Annotated in this window: 22 protein-coding genes; 14 read left to right on the top strand and 8 right to left on the bottom strand. The window is 40.4% G+C overall.

Going from position 1 to position 21,318, the window contains the following annotated elements; translation table 11 throughout:
• Positions 1-2,829 (bottom strand): excinuclease ABC subunit UvrA, encoded by a 2,829-nt coding sequence (uvrA, locus tag CYP26_RS06805; protein ID WP_103630861.1) that lies wholly within the window; start codon positions 2,827-2,829, stop codon positions 1-3.
• A 173-nt stretch (positions 2,830-3,002) separates the two neighbouring features.
• On the opposite strand from uvrA, the gene CYP26_RS06800 reads away from it, so the two are divergent.
• The 14 genes from CYP26_RS06800 to CYP26_RS06735 all read left to right on the top strand — a co-directional run bounded on the left by CYP26_RS06800 (position 3,003) and on the right by CYP26_RS06735 (position 15,085).
• On the top strand, positions 3,003-3,287 hold the full coding sequence (locus CYP26_RS06800) for an NADH-quinone oxidoreductase subunit I (RefSeq protein WP_002942606.1): 285 nt from the start codon (positions 3,003-3,005) through the stop codon (positions 3,285-3,287).
• A 102-nt stretch (positions 3,288-3,389) separates the two neighbouring features.
• Entirely contained in the window at positions 3,390-3,803 is a 414-nt protein-coding gene (gene ndk, locus CYP26_RS06795; protein WP_002942517.1) for a nucleoside-diphosphate kinase, read from the top strand.
• Between the two features lie 14 nt (positions 3,804-3,817).
• The gene (locus CYP26_RS06790; RefSeq protein WP_103630860.1) at positions 3,818-4,177 is read left to right on the top strand and encodes a hypothetical protein; all 360 of its coding nucleotides are present in this window, start codon (positions 3,818-3,820) and stop codon (positions 4,175-4,177) included.
• A gap of 11 nt (positions 4,178-4,188) precedes the next feature.
• Entirely contained in the window at positions 4,189-4,335 is a 147-nt protein-coding gene (gene rpmF, locus CYP26_RS06785; RefSeq protein WP_002942540.1) for a 50S ribosomal protein L32, read from the top strand.
• A 3-nt stretch (positions 4,336-4,338) separates the two neighbouring features.
• Positions 4,339-5,328 carry a phosphate acyltransferase PlsX gene (plsX, locus tag CYP26_RS06780; RefSeq protein ID WP_103630859.1) on the top strand — a complete coding sequence of 330 codons (990 nt, stop codon included), beginning with the start codon at positions 4,339-4,341 and terminating at the stop codon, positions 5,326-5,328.
• Positions 5,329-5,331: 3 nt separating this feature from the next.
• The gene (locus CYP26_RS06775) at positions 5,332-6,336 is read left to right on the top strand and encodes a beta-ketoacyl-ACP synthase III (RefSeq protein ID WP_103630858.1); all 1,005 of its coding nucleotides are present in this window, start codon (positions 5,332-5,334) and stop codon (positions 6,334-6,336) included.
• A 197-nt stretch (positions 6,337-6,533) separates the two neighbouring features.
• Entirely contained in the window at positions 6,534-7,133 is a 600-nt protein-coding gene (locus CYP26_RS06770) for a peroxiredoxin (protein ID WP_021086863.1), read from the top strand.
• 122 nt (positions 7,134-7,255) lie between these two features.
• Complete coding sequence (locus CYP26_RS06765; RefSeq protein ID WP_103630857.1) at positions 7,256-8,338, top strand: PilZ domain-containing protein; 1,083 nt, start codon at positions 7,256-7,258, stop codon at positions 8,336-8,338.
• A gap of 8 nt (positions 8,339-8,346) precedes the next feature.
• Positions 8,347-10,635: an ATP-binding protein gene (locus CYP26_RS06760; RefSeq protein ID WP_103630856.1), complete on the top strand. Its 2,289-nt coding sequence runs from the start codon at positions 8,347-8,349 to the stop codon at positions 10,633-10,635.
• 59 nt (positions 10,636-10,694) lie between these two features.
• A complete protein-coding gene (gene plsY, locus CYP26_RS06755; RefSeq protein WP_103607835.1) occupies positions 10,695-11,306 on the top strand; it encodes a glycerol-3-phosphate 1-O-acyltransferase PlsY in 612 nt (203 codons plus the stop codon).
• A complete protein-coding gene (locus CYP26_RS06750; RefSeq protein ID WP_002942574.1) occupies positions 11,303-11,629 on the top strand; it encodes a dihydroneopterin aldolase in 327 nt (108 codons plus the stop codon). The genes plsY and CYP26_RS06750 overlap by 4 nt, the downstream gene beginning before the upstream one ends.
• A 76-nt stretch (positions 11,630-11,705) precedes the next feature.
• Positions 11,706-12,377 (top strand): homeostatic response regulator transcription factor HsrA, encoded by a 672-nt coding sequence (hsrA, locus tag CYP26_RS06745; protein WP_002942555.1) that lies wholly within the window; start codon positions 11,706-11,708, stop codon positions 12,375-12,377.
• 38 nt (positions 12,378-12,415) lie between these two features.
• Positions 12,416-13,633, top strand: coding sequence for a sensor histidine kinase (locus CYP26_RS06740; protein WP_181000883.1), 1,218 nt, complete (start codon positions 12,416-12,418; stop codon positions 13,631-13,633).
• Between the two features lie 3 nt (positions 13,634-13,636).
• Positions 13,637-15,085 (top strand): Ppx/GppA phosphatase family protein, encoded by a 1,449-nt coding sequence (locus CYP26_RS06735; protein WP_103630855.1) that lies wholly within the window; start codon positions 13,637-13,639, stop codon positions 15,083-15,085.
• A 340-nt stretch (positions 15,086-15,425) separates the two neighbouring features.
• On the opposite strand, the gene CYP26_RS06730 is transcribed toward CYP26_RS06735, so the two are convergent.
• The 7 genes from CYP26_RS06730 to trpD form a co-directional block, all read right to left on the bottom strand.
• Positions 15,426-16,304, bottom strand: a complete 879-nt coding sequence (locus CYP26_RS06730) for an excinuclease ABC subunit A (protein ID WP_103607850.1) — start codon at positions 16,302-16,304, stop codon at positions 15,426-15,428.
• Positions 16,301-16,618: a flagellar motor switch protein FliN gene (gene fliN, locus CYP26_RS06725; RefSeq protein WP_002942551.1), complete on the bottom strand. Its 318-nt coding sequence runs from the start codon at positions 16,616-16,618 to the stop codon at positions 16,301-16,303. The genes CYP26_RS06730 and fliN overlap by 4 nt, the downstream gene beginning before the upstream one ends.
• Entirely contained in the window at positions 16,615-17,034 is a 420-nt protein-coding gene (locus CYP26_RS06720; protein WP_002942548.1) for a chemotaxis protein CheX, read from the bottom strand. Before CYP26_RS06720 ends, fliN begins: the two co-directional genes overlap by 4 nt.
• A 77-nt stretch (positions 17,035-17,111) precedes the next feature.
• Positions 17,112-17,861, bottom strand: a complete 750-nt coding sequence (trpA, locus tag CYP26_RS06715) for a tryptophan synthase subunit alpha (protein WP_103630854.1) — start codon at positions 17,859-17,861, stop codon at positions 17,112-17,114.
• Entirely contained in the window at positions 17,854-19,035 is a 1,182-nt protein-coding gene (gene trpB / locus CYP26_RS06710) for a tryptophan synthase subunit beta (RefSeq protein ID WP_103630853.1), read from the bottom strand. The genes trpA and trpB overlap by 8 nt, the downstream gene beginning before the upstream one ends.
• Entirely contained in the window at positions 19,025-19,639 is a 615-nt protein-coding gene (locus CYP26_RS06705) for a phosphoribosylanthranilate isomerase (RefSeq protein ID WP_103630852.1), read from the bottom strand. The genes trpB and CYP26_RS06705 overlap by 11 nt, the downstream gene beginning before the upstream one ends.
• Complete coding sequence (gene trpD, locus CYP26_RS06700; RefSeq protein WP_103630851.1) at positions 19,639-21,243, bottom strand: anthranilate phosphoribosyltransferase; 1,605 nt, start codon at positions 21,241-21,243, stop codon at positions 19,639-19,641. The genes CYP26_RS06705 and trpD overlap by 1 nt, the downstream gene beginning before the upstream one ends.
• Positions 21,244-21,318: the final 75 nt, after the last annotated feature.

Below are 21,318 nucleotides of genomic sequence, written 5' to 3'. Positions count from 1 at the left end.
TTATTTCACTTTTAATAAAGCAAGCTCTTGCGCTAGAAATTCCCCCGTGTAGCTGCCAGTTTTTTTGTAGTTTTTAGCCACCTCTTTTACATTGCCGCACGCTATTACTTTACCGCCTTTTGCACCGCCTTCTGGTCCCATATCTACGATATAGTCGCAGTTTTTGATGACGTCCATATTATGCTCGATCACAAAAACAGAATTTCCAAGATCAACTAGGTGATTTAGCACCTTTACCAGCCTATCAACATCTGCAAAATGAAGTCCTGTCGTTGGCTCATCAAGGATGTAAAGCGTATTTCCAGTGTCACTTCTACTAAGCTCTTTTGCTAGCTTTACGCGCTGCGCCTCGCCGCCGCTAAGTGTGACTGCATTTTGTCCAAGCGTGATGTAGCCAAGCCCCACGTCTTGCAGCGTGGTGAGCTTTGAAGCGATCTTTGGCACAGCCTTAAAAAACTCAACCGCCTCATCTATGCTCATATTTAGCACCTCGGCGATATTTTTGCCCTTATATAAAATTTCCAAAGTCTGAGCGTTATATCTAGCGCCGTTACAAACGTCACAAACCACGTTGATATCAGGTAAAAAGTGCATCTCGATCGTGATTTCGCCCTCGCCTTGGCACTTCTCGCAGCGCCCGCCTTTGACGTTGAAGCTAAAGCGCCCTATTTTATAGCCCCTAAGCTTTGCCTCTTTAGTCTGCGCAAATAAATTTCTTATCTCATCCATCACACCAGTGTATGTCGCTGGATTTGAGCGTGGAGTGCGACCGATCGGGCTTTGATCAAGATAAATAACCTTGTCTAAATTCTCAAGTCCGCTTAAATTTACCCCAGCTATCTTTTTCACTTTTTTAGCTCTATTTAGCTGCTCCTGCGCCTCTGGAAGCAAGGTCTGAAGCACTAGCGAACTCTTGCCAGATCCTGAGACACCGGTGATGCCAACTAAATTTCTAAGTGGAAATTTAGCGGTTAAATTTGAGATATTATTGATATTTACATTTGAAATTTCGAGCCACTTTTCGGCTTTTCTATTTTTTTGGTAGTCGATCTTTTTCTTACCATTTATGTATTGTGCAGTCTGAGTGTTTGAGTCTAAAAGCTCTTTTGCCGTGCCTGCAAAGACTACGCTACCGCCAAATTTACCAGCTCCAGGGCCGATATCCACGATATAGTCAGCCTCCTCTATCGTCTTTTTATCATGCTCGACGACGATTACGGAGTTACCTTTGGCTTGCAAATTTCTAAGCGTTTTTATAAGTTTTAGAGTATCTCGCTCATGAAGGCCGATACTTGGCTCATCAAGCACGTACATGACGCCACTTAGCCCACTTCCTATCTGACTCGCGATCCTGATGCGCTGCGCCTCGCCACCACTGATCGTCCTAGCATCTCGCCCAAGCGATAAGTAGCCAAGCCCCACGTCGTACAAAAAGAAAAGCCTCTCGTTGATCTCTTTTAAGATAGGCTTTGCGATCGCCTTGTCGTAGTCGCTAAGATAGGCGAAATTTTTCTCATTTGAAAAAAATGCGGTGCAGTTTTCTATGCTCATATCCAAAATTTCACCAAGCCCAAGACCAGCGACCTTAACTGCTAAGCTTTGAGGCTTTAGCCTGTGGCCATTACAAGCGTCACAAATTTTCTCACTCATATACTCGTCAAAGTCTTTGTAATCCTTCAAAAGTCCGTGTGAAATTTTAACTACTCCATCAAATTTTCTAAGCAGTTTGTTTCGCTTCCAAAAGAACGAAACCTCCTTCACGCTGCCATATAAAACGAGCCTTTTTTCATCTTCGCTAAGCTCATAATATGGTTTTTTAATGTCGATCTCATTTTGCTCACAAAAAGCAAGTAAAAATTTATAGTAATAGCTCATGTTGTAGCCGTAAAGTAGTTTTATTGCGCCATTTTCTATCGACTTTTCCTCGTCGATGATCTTGCTCATATCTAGGCTATATCTTATACCAAGTCCGTCGCAGTGCTCGCAAGCGCCCTTTGGTGAGTTAAAGCTAAAGCTTAGCGGCTCAAGCGGCGTAAATGAAATTTTACAATCAAAACAAGCCATGTGCTCGCTGTAATGTATAAAACTCTCTTTTAAGCCCAGTTCGTCGGCGTTTGCGATCTCTATCTCGACCTCGCCAAAGCTCTCATTTAGCGCTTTTTCCACGTCGCTTGCAAGGCGTTCGTGATTTTGCTCATCGATGGCGATCCTATCGACGATAACCTTTATCGTGTGTTTTTTCGTTTTTGCAAGCTCTATCTCCTCGTCAAGCCTCACCACCACGCCATCTATCTGCGCTCTAACAAAGCCTTTTTGGCGTAAATTTTCGATCAAATCCGCCCATGTGCCCTTTTTCTCACGAACTAGCGGCGCATAGATGATCACTTTTGCGCCAAGTGGGAGCTTTGAAATTTCATTTATGATGTCGCTTGCACTCATTTTTGAGATAGGTTTGCCGCATTTATGGCAGTGCTGCACGCCAACCCTTGCGTATAAAAGCCTTAGATAATCATAAATTTCAGTGATCGTGCCAACCGTTGAGCGAGGGTTTTTAGAGGTTGTCTTTTGGTCTATCGCAATTGCAGGCGTTAAACCCTCGATCTTATCTACATCAGGCTTGCCCACGCGGTCTAAAAACTGCCTAGCATAGCTGCTAAGACTCTCCATATATCTACGCTGCCCCTCAGCATAGAGCGTGTCAAAGGCTAGCGTACTCTTGCCACTGCCGCTAAGACCAGTAAAAACCACTAATTTATTTTTAGGAATTTCAAGGTTTAAATTTTTAAGATTGTGCTCTCGCGCGCCAGTTATTTTTATAGTATCATTCATTAAATTTATACGACCTTTTTAAAATTTTAATCTGTAAATTTAGTCTAAAAGTGATAAAAACTTTATAAAGTAGTTTAGAGAAATTAAGCGTGTTATAAAAATTTAAGAGTATATTTATATCATTTTCAGTTTTTTTTGATATTCTACGCCAAAATTTTATTTAAGGAGAAAAAATGTCTGTAAAAATAACCGATATATGCATAAGCTGTGGTTCATGCATCGATGAGTGCCCAGTTTCAGCTATTGTTGATGATAGCGACAACCCAACTGGAGCAGATACATACTATGTTTATTCAAACAAATGCGTTGAGTGCGTAGGTTACAACGACGAGCCAGCCTGTGCATCTGCCTGTCCAACTGACGGTTGCATCGTTTGGGATGCCGTAGTAGCAGGACAACCTTCACGTGATCAAATCGGTGCTGACGCTCGCACTGGCAGCACTCCAGTTATCCAATAAATTTACAAAATTTAGGCTCAAATTTGAGCCTATTTTATTTTTAAGCTTTATTTGATATAATTGCCAACTTCATTTAAATAACCTAAATTTTAAGGAAAATTTATGCAAAGAACACTTTCTATTATTAAGCCTGACGCTGTTAAGAAAAATGTTGTTGGAAAGATTATAGATAGATTTGAAAGCAATGGCTTAAGAATCGCAGCTGCAAAGAAAATCAAACTTAGCAAATGCGATGCAAAAGCATTTTATGCAGTTCATAAAGATAGACCTTTCTTCAACGACCTAGTTGATTTTATGGTAAGCGGACCAGTCGTAGTTATGGTTTTAGAAGGCGAAAATGCAGTTGCTAAAAACCGCGAGCTAATGGGCGCAACTAACCCAAAAGAAGCAGCTCCTGGCACTATCAGAGCTGATTTTGCTGATAGCATTGACGCAAATGCAGTTCACGGAAGCGACAGCCTAGAAAACGCTGTAAATGAGATAAATTTCTTCTTTGCTTCAAGAGAAATTTGCTAATTTTGGACTAAAATTTGATTATTCCGTTTTCTAAAATAGCAAACAAAGAGATAAACTTTGAGCTAGTAAGAAACAATGATCTATTTTTTAGTGGAATTTTAAAAAGAAAAGACCCTTTTTTGGTAAAATGTCAAGGCACCATAAAGGGCGAGATAAAATATATTTGCGATCGATGCGGTGATGAATTTATGTTGCCAGTCGATCAAGACGTAGAGCTAAATTTAAGCGATGGTGTCTATAAAGACAGAGAAAACGAGCTTAGCGATACGGTTGAATTTTTTGATGGCAATATTGATTTAAAAGAAGTTTTTGAAAGTGAGCTAGAAGCTTTTAAGAGCGATTATTTTTATTGTGAAAAATGTAAAAATTTATAAAGGAGAGTAAAATGGCAGTACCAAAGCGTAGAGTGAGTCATTCTCGTGCAGCAAAACGTAGAACACATTACAAAGTTACACTTCCAGTGCCTGTAAAAGACAAAGATGGTTCTTGGAAAATGCCTCACCGCATAAACAAAACAACAGGTGAATACTAAAATATGATTCGCATTGCTATTGATGCTATGGGTGGTGATTTTGGTGCAGATCCTATAATATCTGGCGTTATTGAAGCACTAAAAGAGACAGAATTTAAAGCTGTATTAGTTGGCGATAGCAATGCCATAAAACCACTCATCCCACAACCCTATTTAAAAAATATAGAATTTATAGAAGCTACTGAAGTCATCTCTATGGCTGACGGAGCAACAGACGCGCTAAAAAGAAAAGATAGCACGATCTACAAAGCTGTTGAGCTTTTAAAAGACAAAAATGTTGATGCTGTCGTTTCTGCTGGTCACAGCGGTGCTACTATGAGCTTAGCCACATTAAGAGTTGGTAGATTAAAAAATGTATCTCGTCCAGCAATTGCTACGCTTATGCCTAATTCAAAAGAGACAGCTACTTTGGTTTTGGATGTTGGTGCAAATGTTGATTGCAGAAGCGAACACTTGTTTCAATTTGCCATAATGGGTGAAGCCTATGCAAAAGAAATTTTAGGCAGAAAAGAGCCAAAAGTAGGTCTTTTGTCAAATGGCGAAGAAGAGAGTAAAGGCAATGAAGTCAGCAAAGAGGCTTTTAAACTAATTTCTAGACTTGATAGCTTTGTTGGCAATGCAGAGGGCAATCAAATTTTTGATGGTAGCATTGATGTCATGGTTTGCGACGGTTTTATGGGAAATATCCTATTAAAAACGAGCGAAGGCGTCGCTGATGCCATAGGCAAGATCATAAAAAAGCAAGTCAAAAAATCACCTCTTGCTATGGCTGGATCGGTGCTTATGAGAAAAGTTTTCAAAACTCTAAAAAAACAGGTCAGCTACGATGAGTACGGCGGTGCTCCGCTTCTTGGTGTAAATGGCTGCGTCATCATAAGTCACGGCAAAAGCAACTCAAAAGCTATAAAAAATGCAATCTTTCAAGCAATTAAATTTGCTAACTCGAATATAAATAAAGTTATAGAAGAAGAACTTTCACACTTTGCAAGGTAAAATATGCCAAAAGCTTCATTGATCTCCATTGCGTCATATGTCCCAGAAAAAATTTTAACAAATTTTGATTTTGAAAAAATGGTCGATACGAGCGATGAGTGGATAGTGAAGCGAACCGGTATAGAGCAAAGACATATCGCAACGACTGAGATAACAAGCGATCTTGGTACAAAAGCTGCCGAGCTAGCTATAAAGCGCTCAGGACTTGAAAAATCACAAATCGACGCGGTAATCTGCGCTACGATATCTCCAGATCATCTTTGCATGCCTTCAACCGCTTGTAAGATAGCTGCAAATTTGGATTTAAATTTTGGCATCACAGCTTTTGACATAAGTGCGGCTTGCACTGGCTTTATCTATCTTTTAGAGCTTGCAAATTCCCTTGTTACAAGTGGTGCTAAGAAAAATGTTTTGATCATAGGAGCTGAAAAACTAAGCTCGATGATCGACTACACAGATAGAAGCACTTGCATACTTTTTGGTGACGGAGCTGGTGCTGCTGTGATAAGTGCGAGCGAAGAAAACGAGATCATTGACATCCACACTGCAAGCGACGGCAGACAGGCTGAGCTTTTGATAACTCCAGGATGTGGTAGTGCATTTCCAGCTAGCGAAGAGACGCTAAAAAATAGGCTAAATTTCATCCACATGAGTGGAAATGAGGTCTTTAAGATAGCAGTTCAAACGCTTAGCAAAAGCGTGATAGAAATTTTACATGCAAACAAAATGCAAAGCGAAGATATCGACTTTTTCATACCTCATCAAGCAAATATCAGGATAATAGATGCTGTAAAAAATAGGCTAAATTTCACCGACGAGCAGTGCGTTTTGACAGTTGCAAAATACGGCAACACAAGCTCTGCTTCGATTCCGATGGCGATGAATGATGCTTACGAGGATGGACGCATTAAAAATGGTTCAGTTTTACTTCTTGACGCATTTGGTGGCGGCTTTACTTGGGGTTCAGCGATACTAAAATTTGGCGGAAAAAATTTTAGCGATCTGTAATCAGCCGCTTTTTCACCCAAAACTCTAAATTTAATAAAATTTCTACAACACCCTCTATAAATTTTTAAAAATTTCCATTCATTTTTAAATGCATATTAAAATTACAATGTTTTAAATTTTCAGATCTATTTAATTAGAATTTAAATTTTTATGGATATAATTTCGCAATCAATAAAATTTATTATTAAGGAGAAAATATGTTAGTAACAAAAAAAGCACCTGACTTTACAGCTGCAGCAGTTTTAGGAAACAATCAAATCGTAAATGATTTCAACCTTTACAAAAACATCGGCGAAAAAGGCGCTGTTGTATTTTTCTACCCAATGGACTTTACATTCGTTTGCCCAAGCGAGATCATCGCGTTTGATAAAAGATATGACGAGTTCAAGTCACGCGGTATCGAAGTTATCGCAGTTTCTTGTGACAACCAGTTCTCACACTTTGCATGGAAAGAGACCCCAGTAAACAAAGGCGGTATCGGTAAAGTTCGCTTCCCAATCGTAGCTGACATGACAAAATCAATCGCTCGTGGCTTTGACGTACTTCTAGAAGACGCTGGCGTAGCACTTCGCGGATCATTCCTACTTGACAAAGACGGCACAGTTCGCCACGCAGTTATAAACGACCTACCACTTGGCAGAAACATCGACGAAATGATCAGAATGGTAGATACTATGTTATTTACAAATGAGCACGGCGAAGTTTGCCCAGCTGGCTGGCACAAAGGTGATTCTGGTATGAAACCAAGCACTGAAGGTGTTGCTGACTACCTTTCACACAACGAAAGCAAACTATAATTATTCAAATTTCTAGGCAACTTTGCCTAGAAATTCTCTCTCTACACAAATTTAAATATTTTTTTAATATAACTTTATATATGATAGCAATGTTTTAATAAATAACCTTTTTTGGAGACCCCATGGAGTTTAAGGGCAGGCAAGAACTTGTCGAAAATTGCGAGGATTGCATACTTGGTTTAAGAGCTAAATTTATAGATGAGGGCATCAAATTTTGCAGACAATTAACCCTTGTAGTACCGCACGAGCAGATGAAAATTTGCCTTGAGAGCATCTTTGACGCGCTACTCATTCAAAAACCAAATGCCACACAAATTCGCGACGACTTAAACAGCCTAATACCAAAACTAAACGCAAAAGACGACCTTATAAATTTCCTACTTTTAAATTTGACACTAAATTTTAGTCACGCCTGCGACGATGCAGTCTATGTGGGCTACTTTGTAAATGCCGTCTCAAGGTTGAAAGAAATTTTATATAACGCCGAAAATCATCAAGAGACCACAGTAAAAGAGATGATCGATACTGGCTCATTTTTCTACGAAGATCCGATCAACACATTTACACGCATGAAAAATGCCAAGGTCCGTCCTGAATTTTTAAATTTATACGACGGACTAAATATAAAATACGAAGCCGAAATTTTAGAGGTTAAAGAAGATAGCGTCGTTTTCCGCGTAGATATGATGCAAATTTTAGCTATGAAGCAAGATGGCAAGGGCTTTATCCTGCCAAATAGCTTCTTCTCAAAGCAACTTCGCGCCGACATCATCGACTACAATATCGCCGATAAAAGCGTCACTCTTTCAAATTTCTCGCGCACAGCGACCATGCACGCAAACAAGAGAAAATTTCAGCGCGTCTTACCAAACCGCTTTACCAAAATTTCTCTAAAAGGTGAGCAAGGTAAGCTTGAAGGTAGTCTTTACGACATCTCAGAGGGCGGCATAAGTATATTAAGCTCACAAGCTACAAATTTCAAAGACGGCGAAGAGTTGGAGGCAAATTTTGACATCTTACTCTCACCAAATGAAGTAAAAAACGTCTCCTTAAAGCTAAAACTTGTCACAGAGCTAGCATACAAGGGCTACATCAGATACTGCATGCAGCTAGTTGATGATGACAAAACGATAAAAGACTTCACGCAAAAACGCGTCAAAGAGACACTTGACGAGCTTCGCTCACGCATAAATTTATACGAATAAGGCAATCAGTGAAAACCATACAAGAGAATTTAAAACTTTTTTACATCGGACTAAAAGATAAAGAGCCATTTTTTTATAAAAACAAGGACTTAACCACTCACGCAGCCATTATCGGCATGACAGGTAGTGGCAAAACAGGCCTTGGTATCACGCTTTTAGAAGAGGCCTGCATAGACAACATCCCCTCTATCATCATCGATCCAAAGGGCGATATCACAAATTTAGCCCTCACCTTTCCGCAGATGAGAGCGGAGGATTTTTTACCTTATGTCGATGAAGCAGAGGCTGCAAATAAAGGTCAAAGCGTAGAGGAATTTGCCGCCACTCAGGCCGAGCTTTGGAGAAACGGCATAGAGTCTAGCTTTCAAGACCTCGAGCGAGTAAAAATTTTAAAAGATAGCGCTAGCTTTAATATCTACACGCCAAAAAGCTCAGCTGGTATAGGTGTGGCGCTAGTTAGCGACTTTGCCTGCCCAAATATTAGTGACGAAGAAATTTTTAGCAACTATATAAACTCACTCGCAGCGTCGGTGCTATCGCTTATTGGCATGAGTTCTGAGGATATGAGCTCAAAAGAGCAGCTGCTAATATCCACTATTTTTGAGAGCAAATTTAAAGAGCAAAAAGACGTCAGCATCGAAGAGCTTATCAATTTCATAGCAAATCCGCCGTTTAAAAAGATAGGCGTTTTTGATGTGGATACCTTCTATCCAAGCAGTGAGCGTCTAAAGCTTGCCATGAAGATCAACGCACTCATCGCAAGCCCAAGCTTTAAAGGCTGGACGCAGGGCGTTAGACTAGAAATTTCAAAGATGCTTTTTGACGAAAACGGCAAAGCAAAGTGCAATATCTTTACAATCTCGCACCTAAATGACGCTGAGAGAATGTTTTTTGTCACCCTTTTACTAAACGAGGTCATCGCGTGGATGCGCGGCACAGAGGGCACTAGCTCACTTAGAGCGATCCTATATATGGATGAAATTTTTGGCTTTTTTCCGCCAAACGCAAATCCGCCGTCAAAAACGCCTATGCTCACGCTCTTAAAACAAGCTCGTGCGTTTGGTTTAGGCTGCATTTTAAGCACACAAAACCCGGTCGATCTTGACTACAAAGGCCTTAGCAACATCGGCACTTGGTTCATCGGCCGCCTCCAGACAGCGCAGGACAAAGCCCGCGTGATCGACGGCCTAAGCGGCATCGCAGGTTCAAGCTTAGATAAAGCCTCACTTGAAAATCTCATATCAAATTTAGCCAAAAGAAATTTCTTACTTAAAAATATAAATGAAGACGGCTTAAACGTCATCTCCACTCGCTGGGCGCTTAGCTATCTAAAAGGTCCACTCAGCCGTGAGCAAATTTCAAATTTGATGAAAGATAAAAAAGAAAATTTAAGCAGCCAAAGCGTAGACAAAAGCGAGATGAAATTTAGCGCAAAACCTATCATCTCAAGTGCGATCACACAGCTTTATACCAGCTCAAAAAGCCTCACGCCAAATTTACTAGCAAGTGCAAAGGTGAGAATTTATGACGCCAAAAAAGGCATTGATAGCATTTGCGAGGTGAGCTACCTTTATGAGCTTGATGAAGATGACAAAGAGCCAAACTGGAGCGAAGCTAGCGAAGGCATGCGCGTTGATGCAAGCGAAAATGAGCCAAGCGGTGCAAGCTTTGCAGCTGTGCCAAATTTCATAACGAGCGCTAAAAATTTTGACGCTTTAGAAAAAGAATTTAAAGAGTTTTTATATAGAAATTTCAAATTTAACACCTTTGAGGCGATGGGAATTTACTCAAAAGAAAACGAGTCAAAAGAGGAGTTTTTCATAAGGCTTCAGGATAAGTGCAACGAAATTTTAGAGGAGCAAACCGCAAAGCTCACGGCTAAATTTGAAAAAGAGCAAAAGAGCTTGCAAGATAAGCTAAATAAAGCCCTTGCAAAGCTTGATAAAGAGCAAAAAGATATGACAGCAAGCGGCCTTGACGCAGCTATAAATATAGGCGCAAGCATATTTGGAGCGATATTTGGCAACAAGCTCTTATCTCGCCAAAACGCCGGCAAGATCGCATCAAGTGCCAGAAGCGCAAACAAGGTCTTAAAAGAGCGAAGCGACGTCAAGCTTAGCGAGCAAAGCGTAAATGATATAAATTTAGCCATAAGCGAGCTTGAAGAGAAATTTGCACAAGAGTGCGACGCGCTAAAAGAGGCAAATGATATTAAAAATATCACGATAAACGAAACGCAAATTTCACCAAAGAAAAGCGACATCTACGACGAAAAAGTCGTGCTTTTGTGGAGATGATTTATAAAAAAATTAGAATTTTTTTAATATCATTTCTCTTTAAATTTAAAAGGTAAAATATGCAAAATTTAATACTTTATGCCGTTAGTTACTTGCTTGGTAGCATCCCATCAGGGCTCATACTAGCAAAAATTTTTGGACATGTTGATATAAAAAAAGAGGGCAGCAAAAGCATAGGCGCGACAAATGTTTTAAGAGTTTTAAAGCAAACAAATCCAAAACTAGCCAAAAAACTGGCCATTTTAACCGTAGTTTGTGACGTGTTAAAGGGCGTTTTACCACTCATCGTAGCCTCTTTGCTTGGAGCTAGCCAAAGCGTGCTTTGGACGATGGCGGTTTTAAGTGTGGCAGGACATTGTTTTTCTATATTTTTAGGCTTTCAAGGTGGCAAAGGCGTGGCAACTGGGGCTGGCGTGCTCGCATTTTTCTTGCCAGTTGAGATAATAATCGCTCTTGTCGTTTGGTTTTTGGTCGGTAAATTTTTAAAGATAAGCTCTCTAGCATCACTTTGCGCGCTGATAGCTCTCATCGCATCAAGCTTCATCATCCACCCAGAACTTGATGAAATTTACACTCACGCGCCGATCCTTATCATCGCATTTTTGGTAGTTTATAAGCACATACCAAATATCGTTCGCCTGCTTTCAGGCAAGGAGCAAAAAGTAGTATGAAAAGTGAAATAACAACGATTATTAAGGATTACAAATTTCAAACCGTCATCGGGATGTTTGACTTTGAGCGAGTTGCAAAGCAAGAAGTAAAAGTGAGCTTAGAATTTCGCTCAACTAGCTTGATTGATTATGTTTTGGTGGCTGATTTTATAAAAGAATTTTACAATGAAATGAAATTTCAAAGTGTAGAAGAGTCACTAGAAGCAACCTGCAAAGCGCTAAAAGAGAGGTTTAGCTCGCTTACTAGCTTGGATATGGAGATTTTAAAAACCGAGATTTTACCAAATGCAATTGTCGGTGCAAAAATCAGCACTGTTTTTTAAAAATTTATTAAAGTATCTTGAAATATTTCTTAATTTATGATACAATCGACCATAAATTTTAGTTTAAGGAAAAGAAATGCGTATTTTAATAGTAGAAGACGAAGTAACGCTAAATAAGACGATTGCTGAGGGGTTGCAAGAGTTTGGTTATCAGACAGATAGCTCTGAAAATTTCAAAGACGCTGAGTACTACATCGGCATCAGAAACTACGACCTAGTTTTGACTGACTGGATGCTTCAAGATGGTGACGGTGTCGATCTTATAAACATCATAAAACATAAATCTCCACGCACCTCAGTCGTAGTTCTTTCTGCAAAAGACGACAAAGAGAGCGAGATAAAAGCACTTAGAGCTGGCGCTGATGACTACATCAAAAAGCCATTTGATTTTGACATTTTAGTAGCTAGACTTGAGGCTAGACTACGCTTTGGCGGTACAAATATCATCAAGATAGACGAGCTTATCATCAATCCTGACGAAGAGAAGATCACATATCTTGGCCGCGATATCGAGCTAAAAGGTAAGCCATTTGAGGTATTAACTCACCTTGCAAGACACTCAGATCAGATCGTATCTAAAGAGCAACTACTTGACGCTATCTGGGAAGAGCCAGAGCTTGTAACTCCAAACGTTATCGAGGTTGCTATCAACCAAATCCGCCAAAAAATGGACAAACCGCTAAATATTTCGACAATAGAAACTGTTAGAAGACGCGGATATAGATTTTGCTTTCCCAAAAAAGCTTAAGAAATAGATTTATACTGCAATTAGCATCTGGTGCGATGATGCTAATTGCCGTTGTTTCGGTGATGCTCTATCACTACATAAGAGTCACCGTTTTTCAAAGTGTAGTTAGCGAGCTAAACCAGCAAGCCATATCTTACAAAAACAATCCTCAAAATTTCAATCCTAACAATCTAAAAACTTTTACTATAGAAACCCCAAACAAAACTCTAGCCACCATAAAAGCAGGCGAGCTTAAAGGCGAAAAACCCTACCTAGTGATGCAAAAGATCAAAGATAAGAGCACAACCACGCTAACAACAAGGCTAGATGATAGTAACTACTTAGTCCTAGAGAAAGAGACGACGCTTCAAAGCCAGATAGTAGAAGAAATTTTTATAGATATTATAATCGTAAATGTCACAGCGATACTTTTGGTGCTATTTTACGCACTGTTTTTATCAAGAATGCTTTTAATACCTATAAAAATTTTAAGTCACAAACTTACAAATTTAGATGAGAAATTTCTAAAAGAGATCGATATCAAAAGCCTGCCAGATGAGTTTTTGCCACTTGGTAACAGCATAAATAGGCTAATTACTCGCATACAAACTTTCGTTTTATACCAAAAAGAGCTCTTTGTAGGCGTTGCTCACGAGCTAAAGACGCCACTTGCCGTTATGAAAACAAAAAACGAAGTGACACTTTTAAAACCAAGAGATAGCGAAAAATACATAGAAGCGCTAAAATCAAACAACGAAGCGATCAACGGCATGAACGCTATGATAGGCTCAGTCCTTGAGATAGGCCGTCAAGAGGGTGCGCAGTTTGAAGAGCCAGTAAATACCGACGTGATCGCATTTTTAAAAAAACTAGGTAAAAACTACGAAGTGCTCGCAAAAGGCGAAGAAAAAAATCTCACACTTGATCTAAAACCTGAAATTTTTAATCTAAACATCCAAACCAGCCTGCTAACTCACATCGTGCAAAATTTCGTCCAAAATGCTATAAAATTTTCTCCAAAAAATAGCACGATTACGATTAGCTCGAAGCTTGAAAAGAGCAAATTTATCATCGAAATAACCGACGAGGGCGTGGGCATAGACGAGAGCAAGGACCTGTTTGCTCCATTTAAAAGATACGGCAACAAAGGTGGTGCTGGACTTGGACTATTTCTCGCAAAAGGTGCAGCACAGGCACTTGGCGCTGAGATATCTATCAAAAATAGAGAGGGTGCAAACGGAGCAGTTGCAAGCCTCGTTTTAAATTTAAAAGGATAAAAAATGGCAAAGAGAACCGCAGTGATCGATCTTGGCTCAAATTCTATGCGTATGGCAATATTTGAGCGCACATCACGCTTAGCATTTTTTATACTAGCTGAATACAAAACCAAAGTGCGACTAGGCGAAGGTGGATACGGCTCAAACAACGAAATTTCAGAAGCTTCAATGCAAAAAGCCATCAAAGCTTTTAGCGAATTTGATAACATCATAAAAAGCTATAAATGCTCTAAAGTCCTATGTGTCGGCACTTCAGCGCTTAGAGATGCTCCAAACTCAGGCGTTTTAATCTCGCTTTTAAGAAAAAAACTTGGCATAAATTTAAAAGTCATTGACGGCAAGGAAGAGGCCACTTTTGGAGCGATAGCGGCTAAAAATTTGCTTCATAATCTAGCCGAGTGCGTCACTATCGACATCGGCGGAGGCTCAACTGAGCTTGCTAGGATAAGTAACGGCAAGATAGTAGATGTCCTCTCGCTTGATATAGGCACAGTGAGGCTAAAAGAGCTATTTTTTGATAAGAAAAATTTAAACAAACTACCCAAATTTCTATCACAGATCACAGCGCAGATAGATGAGCGATTTAAGTGTCCAAATTTAATAGCGATCGGCGGCTCTTTAAGAGCGATCTCATCGGCCATAATGAGCAAAAATTTATATCCGCTCTCATCACTGCATGGCTTTTGCTACAAGCTTAGCGACGAGCAAGCCTACATCGAGAGCATCGCAAACGTTAGCGTGCTAGAACTAAATAAATTCCCTATAAAAAAAGATAGATATGACACCATCAGAGAGGGCGCACATATATTTTTAGCCCTTGCCAAGGCGCTAAATGCCAAAAACGTCATCACAAGTGGCGTTGGCGTAAGAGAGGGCGTCTTTTTAAAAGACTTTTTGCGTCCAAGTCTTAAATTTCCAGAAAATTTTAACCCAAGCGTTAAAAGCCTACAAGATCGCTTCATCCTCTCTTGCAACAAAGCCGTGGCAAGATACGCAAAGGATATTTTTGTGGCGCTTAAAAAGCTTCATGGGCTAAATGAGAGCTATCTTGAGACGCTGCTAATTGCCGCAAAGCTTCACAACGTCGGTCAAGAGATAGGCTTTTACGGCGATCACAAAAACTCAGCTTATATCATACTAAACGCCCTAAACTACGGCTTCTCACATGAGCAAAAGGCACTAATAGCCGCGGTCATCGGTACAAATGGCAAGAAAAATATTTACGAGTTTGAAAAGTATAAAAATTTATTACCAAAGGCTGAGTGTGTAAGGTGGCTAAGCTTCATCCTTGCGCTAGCCAAGGCACTTGATATAACATGTGAGAAGCTAAATTTAAGCTTTGAATTTAGCGGCCACACACTAAAAATAGAGGGTGCAAAAGAATTTGCAATGGCAAAAGAAGAGATAAAAAAGATCGCAAAACCTGAAATTTTCGCCATTTCGTTTGTGTAGAGTAAAAGTAGCTGACAATTTTAAAAAACGCTAGTATATTTGGGTAAATTTTAAAATTTCATGAACGAGTAATTTCGGCTCTGATTTTAGTGGCAAGCTTTGCGAGGCCTAAAATCAGTAGTCAATTCTTGCGAGTGAGTGGAATTTTAAAATTTGTAGGCTCGCAACTACGTGGCAGACACGAGAAATCCGTCACCTTATCCCCCTTTTTAATCCTCCAATCCCCTCGCTCGTTAGAGGTAGCATACTTCAGTGCTTCGCACTGCATGAGTCTTATTTACAAATTTTAAAATTTGCGAAAACACTCTTCTAAATTTTTAAATTTAGTAGTGAAGTGGAGTTAAAATTCCCCGCTCATTTTATCTTTGTAGTTATTTAAGCTATTTTGACGCTCTTGCAAAAATGAGCCAAGTTTTTTCTTATTTTCTTCAAAAAATACTGCAAAGTCCTGCTCATTTTGGATCTTGTCCTCGCCAAAGCTATCAAGCATGACGTTTGAGCTGCCAACTATCACTAGATAGCGCCTATTTTCGTAGCTTAGAAGCATTAGCTTGTTTGTGCGGTCAAGATATTTTTCGTAGATGATATTGACGCCGCTATTTTGATTTTTAAGTAGCCAGTTCATCGACTTTGTGTCGTTCTGCGGCTGATTTTGCGGCGTTTTAAACCCGCTAAAATCACTACTTTTTGAAGTGATATATCTTTTAAAAACATATAAAAATATAAGAAGCGCTATGAGCACACTTAGGACGATGAAGTATCTTGAATCAATATTAACCATAGGTTCATTTTCTGTCTTTGGCGTGCTAGTAGTTTCTATCTTTGCGCTTGCTTGAGGCATATTTTGCACTTGCGTTTTTGTGTTTTTTAGTGTTACGCGGATACGAAGTCCGAAGCTGTCAGTTGTCTTTGAAGCATTTACGATGATGGCATCGTTTGAGCGTAAATTTAAAACTAAGGAATTTTGCTTTGGCTCAATATCTAGCTCTTGAATGATCTTTGAGTTTATATCCTTGCTCGCACTTTGATCATAGCTTAGAGAATTTAATATCAAAGAGGTTGTGTCTTTTTCACGCTTTTGAAAGATGTTGCCCTCGTAAGGCGCATCAAAGCTAAGCATGATATCGACCCTGTCGGTGCGCTCATAGATGTTGTATGTTAGCAAGTTTGAGGCAAAGATCTGCGTAGCAAAAAGCACGAAAAATAGTATAAATTTCATAAAAGTTCTTTTTTGAAGTACTGAATAACTGACTTTGAGTCCAAAATTTCATTTATCCTGATGGCTAAATTTTTCTCATAAACCATTACTTCGCCTTTTCCAAAAATTCTATTATTTATATATAGCTCCACGCTCTCACCAGCTGGTTTTTCGAGGTCTATGACCGAGCCAGCTTCAAATTTCAAAAGCTCATTTATGCTAACTGTGGTAGTTCCTAGCTCAGCTATAAAATCAACGCTTATGTCCATAAGCTCATCATAGCTCTTAAAAAGCCCTAGCTGTTCTAGTGTCTCTATCGCACCTTCATCGTTCATTGTATCTTGTAGCCTATTTGAAATGTTCTATTTTTTATCTTATATATAAATTTTTCTTTTAGCTTTATGCCAAAATTCTCAACCTCGCCCAAAAACTCAGGCGTTCCGAGTTTATAAGCATTTGGCTCTTTTTCATTTAGCAGATTTTTAGCCTTGCCGATGATCTGATTGGCTATCTCTTTGCAAAGATCGTCCAGATCGCCACCATCAACATCTTCGTGACCAAAAAAGGCATTCATGAAAATTTTTAAAGTATCTTTTTTAAAAAATAGATAAAACTGATACTCGCTTTTACCCTTATAAACTGGTATGCTAGCCCCGTAAAATCCTTTACCAAGGCTCTTGCCAAACTCTAAATCCAACCCCAAAGTATCCTTGCAAAGATAGCTCGTGGCTTCATCTATAACTTTTCTCATATCTCTTCCTTAAGACTTGAAATGCGCGTTAATTATACTTTGGCTTTACTAAATTAGCTATAAATTTATTAAGCATTTTAAAAGAGTTTATCGACCTCTTTAACTAGCTCTTTTGCGCTAAATTTAGCGCAAAGCTTGACTATTTGCGTGCCTATGATCGCAGCGTCAGCATATTTTTTCACTTCGCTAACATCATCTTTATTTTTGATGCCAAAGCCCACAGCCACTGGCAGATCGCTCTTTTTCTTAAGCTCTAGGACTAAATTTTTTATCCTATCTTCATCGGCTCTTTTTGAACCGCTAACGCCGATAGCACCTAGCACGTAGATAAATCCTGAGCCAAATTTTAATATCTCATCCGCCCTGCCCCCAGAGGTGACACTTATAAGTGGCACAAGGCATAAATTTAGCTCCTTGCACTTTAGAGCAAACTCCTCGCACTCCTCACAAGGCAGATCAGGCACGATAAAGCCGCTAACTCCGGCTTCACGTGATCTTTTTAGAAATTTATCAACACCATAAGCAAAGATGATGTTGTAATAAACCAGAAAAACAAGTGGCTTTGTCACTTTTGCCTTGCAGCCTTCAAGCATATCAAAGACAACGTCTGTATTTACGCCACTTTGAGCTGTCTCAAAGCTAGCTTGCGCGATGAGTTTGCCATCAGCCAGCGGGTCAGAGTATGGGATACTGATCTCAAGCAGATCAAGTGTGCTCTCGTTCAAATTTTCTAAAAATTCCTTAGTTTTTTCTAGACTTGGATATCCAGCCACGATGTAGCCGATGTTTGCCTTTTTACCGTTAAATGCGCTTTTGATCTTATCCATAAATTTTTCCTTTTTCGTAGCCGATAACTGTGTTTATGTCCTTATCGCCCCTGCCTGAGATATTTACGACGATGACGCTTTTTTTATCAAGTTTTGGGCAAAGTTTCTCCAAATATGCCACCGCGTGCGCGCTCTCGATGGCTGGGATGATGCCCTCCATCTTACTTAGAAAATACAAGGCATTTATGCACTCATCGTCCGTTACGGCTTCGTATCTTACCCTTTTGATGTCGTTTAGGTGGGCGTGCTCTGGGCCGATGCCTGGGTAGTCAAGACCTGCTGAGATACTATGCACTGGCGAGATCATGCCGTATTCATCTTGTAAAACGGTCGTTTTCATGCCGTGGATGATGCCTGTTTTTCCTTTAGTAAGCGTAGCAGCGTGATAAGGCGTATCTACGCCAAGGCCGCCAGCTTCGATACCTACTAAATTTACGCTCTCATCGTCCAAAAACGCACTAAAAATGCCAATAGCATTACTGCCGCCGCCAACACATGCGATGACGTAGTCGGCCTTTTTGCCGTAGTCTGCAAGCTGGGCTTTGGCCTCTGTGCCGATGATGCTTTGAAAGTCACGCACGATCTTTGGATATGGGTGTGGGCCAACGGCTGAGCCGATGACGTAAAATGCGCTCTCTATCTCATTTACCCACGCCTGAATAGCCGCCGTAGTCGCCTCTTTTAGCGTTTTTAGCCCATCTTCTACGCTAACTACTTTTGCGCCAAGAAGCTGCATGCGAAAGGCATTTAGCTGCTGTCTAGCCACGTCAGTTGCACCCATATAGACGTCACACTCCAAGCCCAAAAGTGCCGCTGCAGTTGCCGTTGCCACGCCGTGCTGACCAGCTCCAGTCTCAGCTAAAATTTTCTTCTTACCCATTTTTTTAGCAAGTAGCGCTTGAGCAAGAGCGTTATTTATCTTATGTGCGCCTGTGTGGTTTAGATCCTCTCTTTTTAGGTAAATTTCATGTCCGTAGTGCTCGCTTAAGCGCTTTGCAAAAAAGAGCGGGCTAGGCCTGCCAACGTAGTTTTTCAAAAGATCATTAAGCTCGTCTTTAAACTCTTTTGTCTTTGCGATGCTATCATAAGCATTTTCTAGCTCATCAAGGGCAAACATCACCGTCTCAGGCACGAACTGCCCGCCAAATTTTCCAAAATATGCTTTAGTGTTCATCTTCTACCTCACCTATGATCTTTAAAATTCTCTCTATCTTTTGCGCATCTTTTATGCCGTTTTCGTCCTCGACTTTGGAGTTGATATCGACTAGATATGGCTTAAATTTCAGCGCCTCTTTTATGTTGTGCTCGCCTATGCCTCCAGCCATGCCAAATTTAAACTTGACCTCTTTTAAAATTTCCCACTCAAAGCTAGTGCCGTTTCCGCCGGCATTTTCGCCCTTGCAATCAAAAAGCGCCATGTCAAAATGCTTAAAATCAATCTCTGGCAAGCTATCTTTCACGTTAAAAACCTGCCAGATCTCAAGCCCCATGTCTTTTAAATTTGCATGCAAATTTTCACTGATTACTCCGTGCACCTGAGCCACGTCAAGCCCTGCAAACTGGCAAATTTCCATTATCTCGCAGTCGCTTTGCTCAGCAAAAACACCAACTACTTTTTTGCCCTTGCTATGAGCAAATTTCGCTATCTGCCTAGCTAAATTTAGCTCGACCTTTCTTTTACTTTTGGCAAATATCAGCCCGATAAAATCAACATCCAAAGCGCAAACCGCACTTGCCTCATCTAGGGTTTTGATACCACAAATTTTAACTAGCGCCATTACGCCTGCGCCTTTATAAACTCTTCATAAAATTTATATGCCCTGCCGCTTTTTATCACTTCAAGCACCATTTTTTTGGCCTCGTCTGGGCTCTTTGCGCCATCAGCCGCGTAGAGTGCAAACATCGCATTAAAGACCACGATGTCAAATTTCGCCCCCTGCTCCTCGCCTTTTAGCGTGCGGATCAAGGTTTTGGCGTTTTCTTCAGGTGTGCCGCCCTCTATATCGCTGTGAAGCGCTCTTTTAAAGCCAAACTGCTCTGGCGTGATGCTGTATTCAAAAATTTCGCCATTTTTTAGCTCCACAACGCTTGTTTCGCTACAAAGCGTGATTTCATCAAGTCCGTCATCGCCGCGGACGACCAAAGCGTGCTTTCTACCAAGGATTTTAAGCGTCTGGGCGTAGAGCTTTAGAACAGGCTTATGATAGACGCCAACTAGCTGGTTTGTAAGGTTTAAATTTGGATTTAAAAGCGGTCCAAGCACGTTAAATACGGTTCTTATACCAAGTCTTTGGCGCACTTCTCTCACCTCACCAACTAGCGGGTGGAAAAATGGCGCATGGAAAAAGGCTAAATTTTTACTAGCTAAATTTTCACGCTGTTTTGCCAGTGATTTTTCACTTTTTACGCCTAAAATTTCAAGCACATCAGAGCTGCCTGACTTGCTTGAAACTGCCTTGTTGCCGTGTTTTGCGACCTTTATGTCAAGGCTTGCAAGGATAAATGCCACAGTAGTTGAGATATTTATCGTCTTAAAGCCATCGCCGCCAGTGCCGCAAAGATCGATCATAGGCGTATCATCGCGGTAAGTTTGCGAGTATTTTAGGATATTTTTTGCAAGTGCAGCGAGGCTTTTTGGATAGAGGCTCTTTTCGCTAATAAGCACCAAAAGGGCTGAGAGCTGCACGATCTCGTACTCTTTGCTAGCTATTATCTCGCAAATTTGCTCAAAGTCGCTATCATCAAGCGGGATGTTTTCTTGAAGCTTGATAAGATATGGCTTAAGTGAGCGGACTTTAGGCTCTTTAGCCTCTTCTTTTGCCTTGTAATTTACAAAATTTTCAACTATCTTTTTGCCGTATTGCGTGAAGTAGCTCTCAGGGTGAAACTGGATGCCAAAGATCGGCTTATCTTTAACGCTAAGTGCCATAACTACGCCATCATCGCTCACCGCATCAGCGCTTAAGCTAGCTGGGAGCTCATCGACATAAAGCGAGTGGTAGCGCATAACCTCAAAGTGCTCAGGCAGCCCAGCAAAAAGTGGCTCTTTGTTTTTCACGTCGATGAACGAGGTCTTGCCGTGAAGCGGGTCATCTAGTCTTTTTATCTTTGCACCAAAACTAAGCCCTATGGCTTGGTGTCCAAGGCAAATGCCAAGCACTGGCACGCCAAGGTTGGCCTGCAAAATTTCTAAGCAAACTCCGCTATCTTTTGGGTGTTTTGGCCCTGGGCTTAGGATGATCTTACTTGGGTTTAGTTTTTTGATCTCTTCAAGCGTTATCTTGTCGTTTCTAACGCATCTAACCTCTTCGCTGGTGAGCTCTTTTACGTACTGCTCGACGTTGAAGACAAAACTATCGTAGTTATCTATAAGTAAAATCAATCTCTATCCTTTTAAATTTAGCGGCGGCTGCGCGGACTAAATATTATAAATTTAGGTGAGATTATAACTAAAAGA

Source organism: Campylobacter concisus (genome assembly GCF_002913225.1).
GTDB classification, from domain to species: Bacteria; Campylobacterota; Campylobacteria; order Campylobacterales; family Campylobacteraceae; genus Campylobacter_A; species Campylobacter_A concisus_J.
The sequence above is the reverse complement of the archived record's forward strand: the minus strand, read 5'-3'. Positions and strand labels throughout refer to the sequence as shown.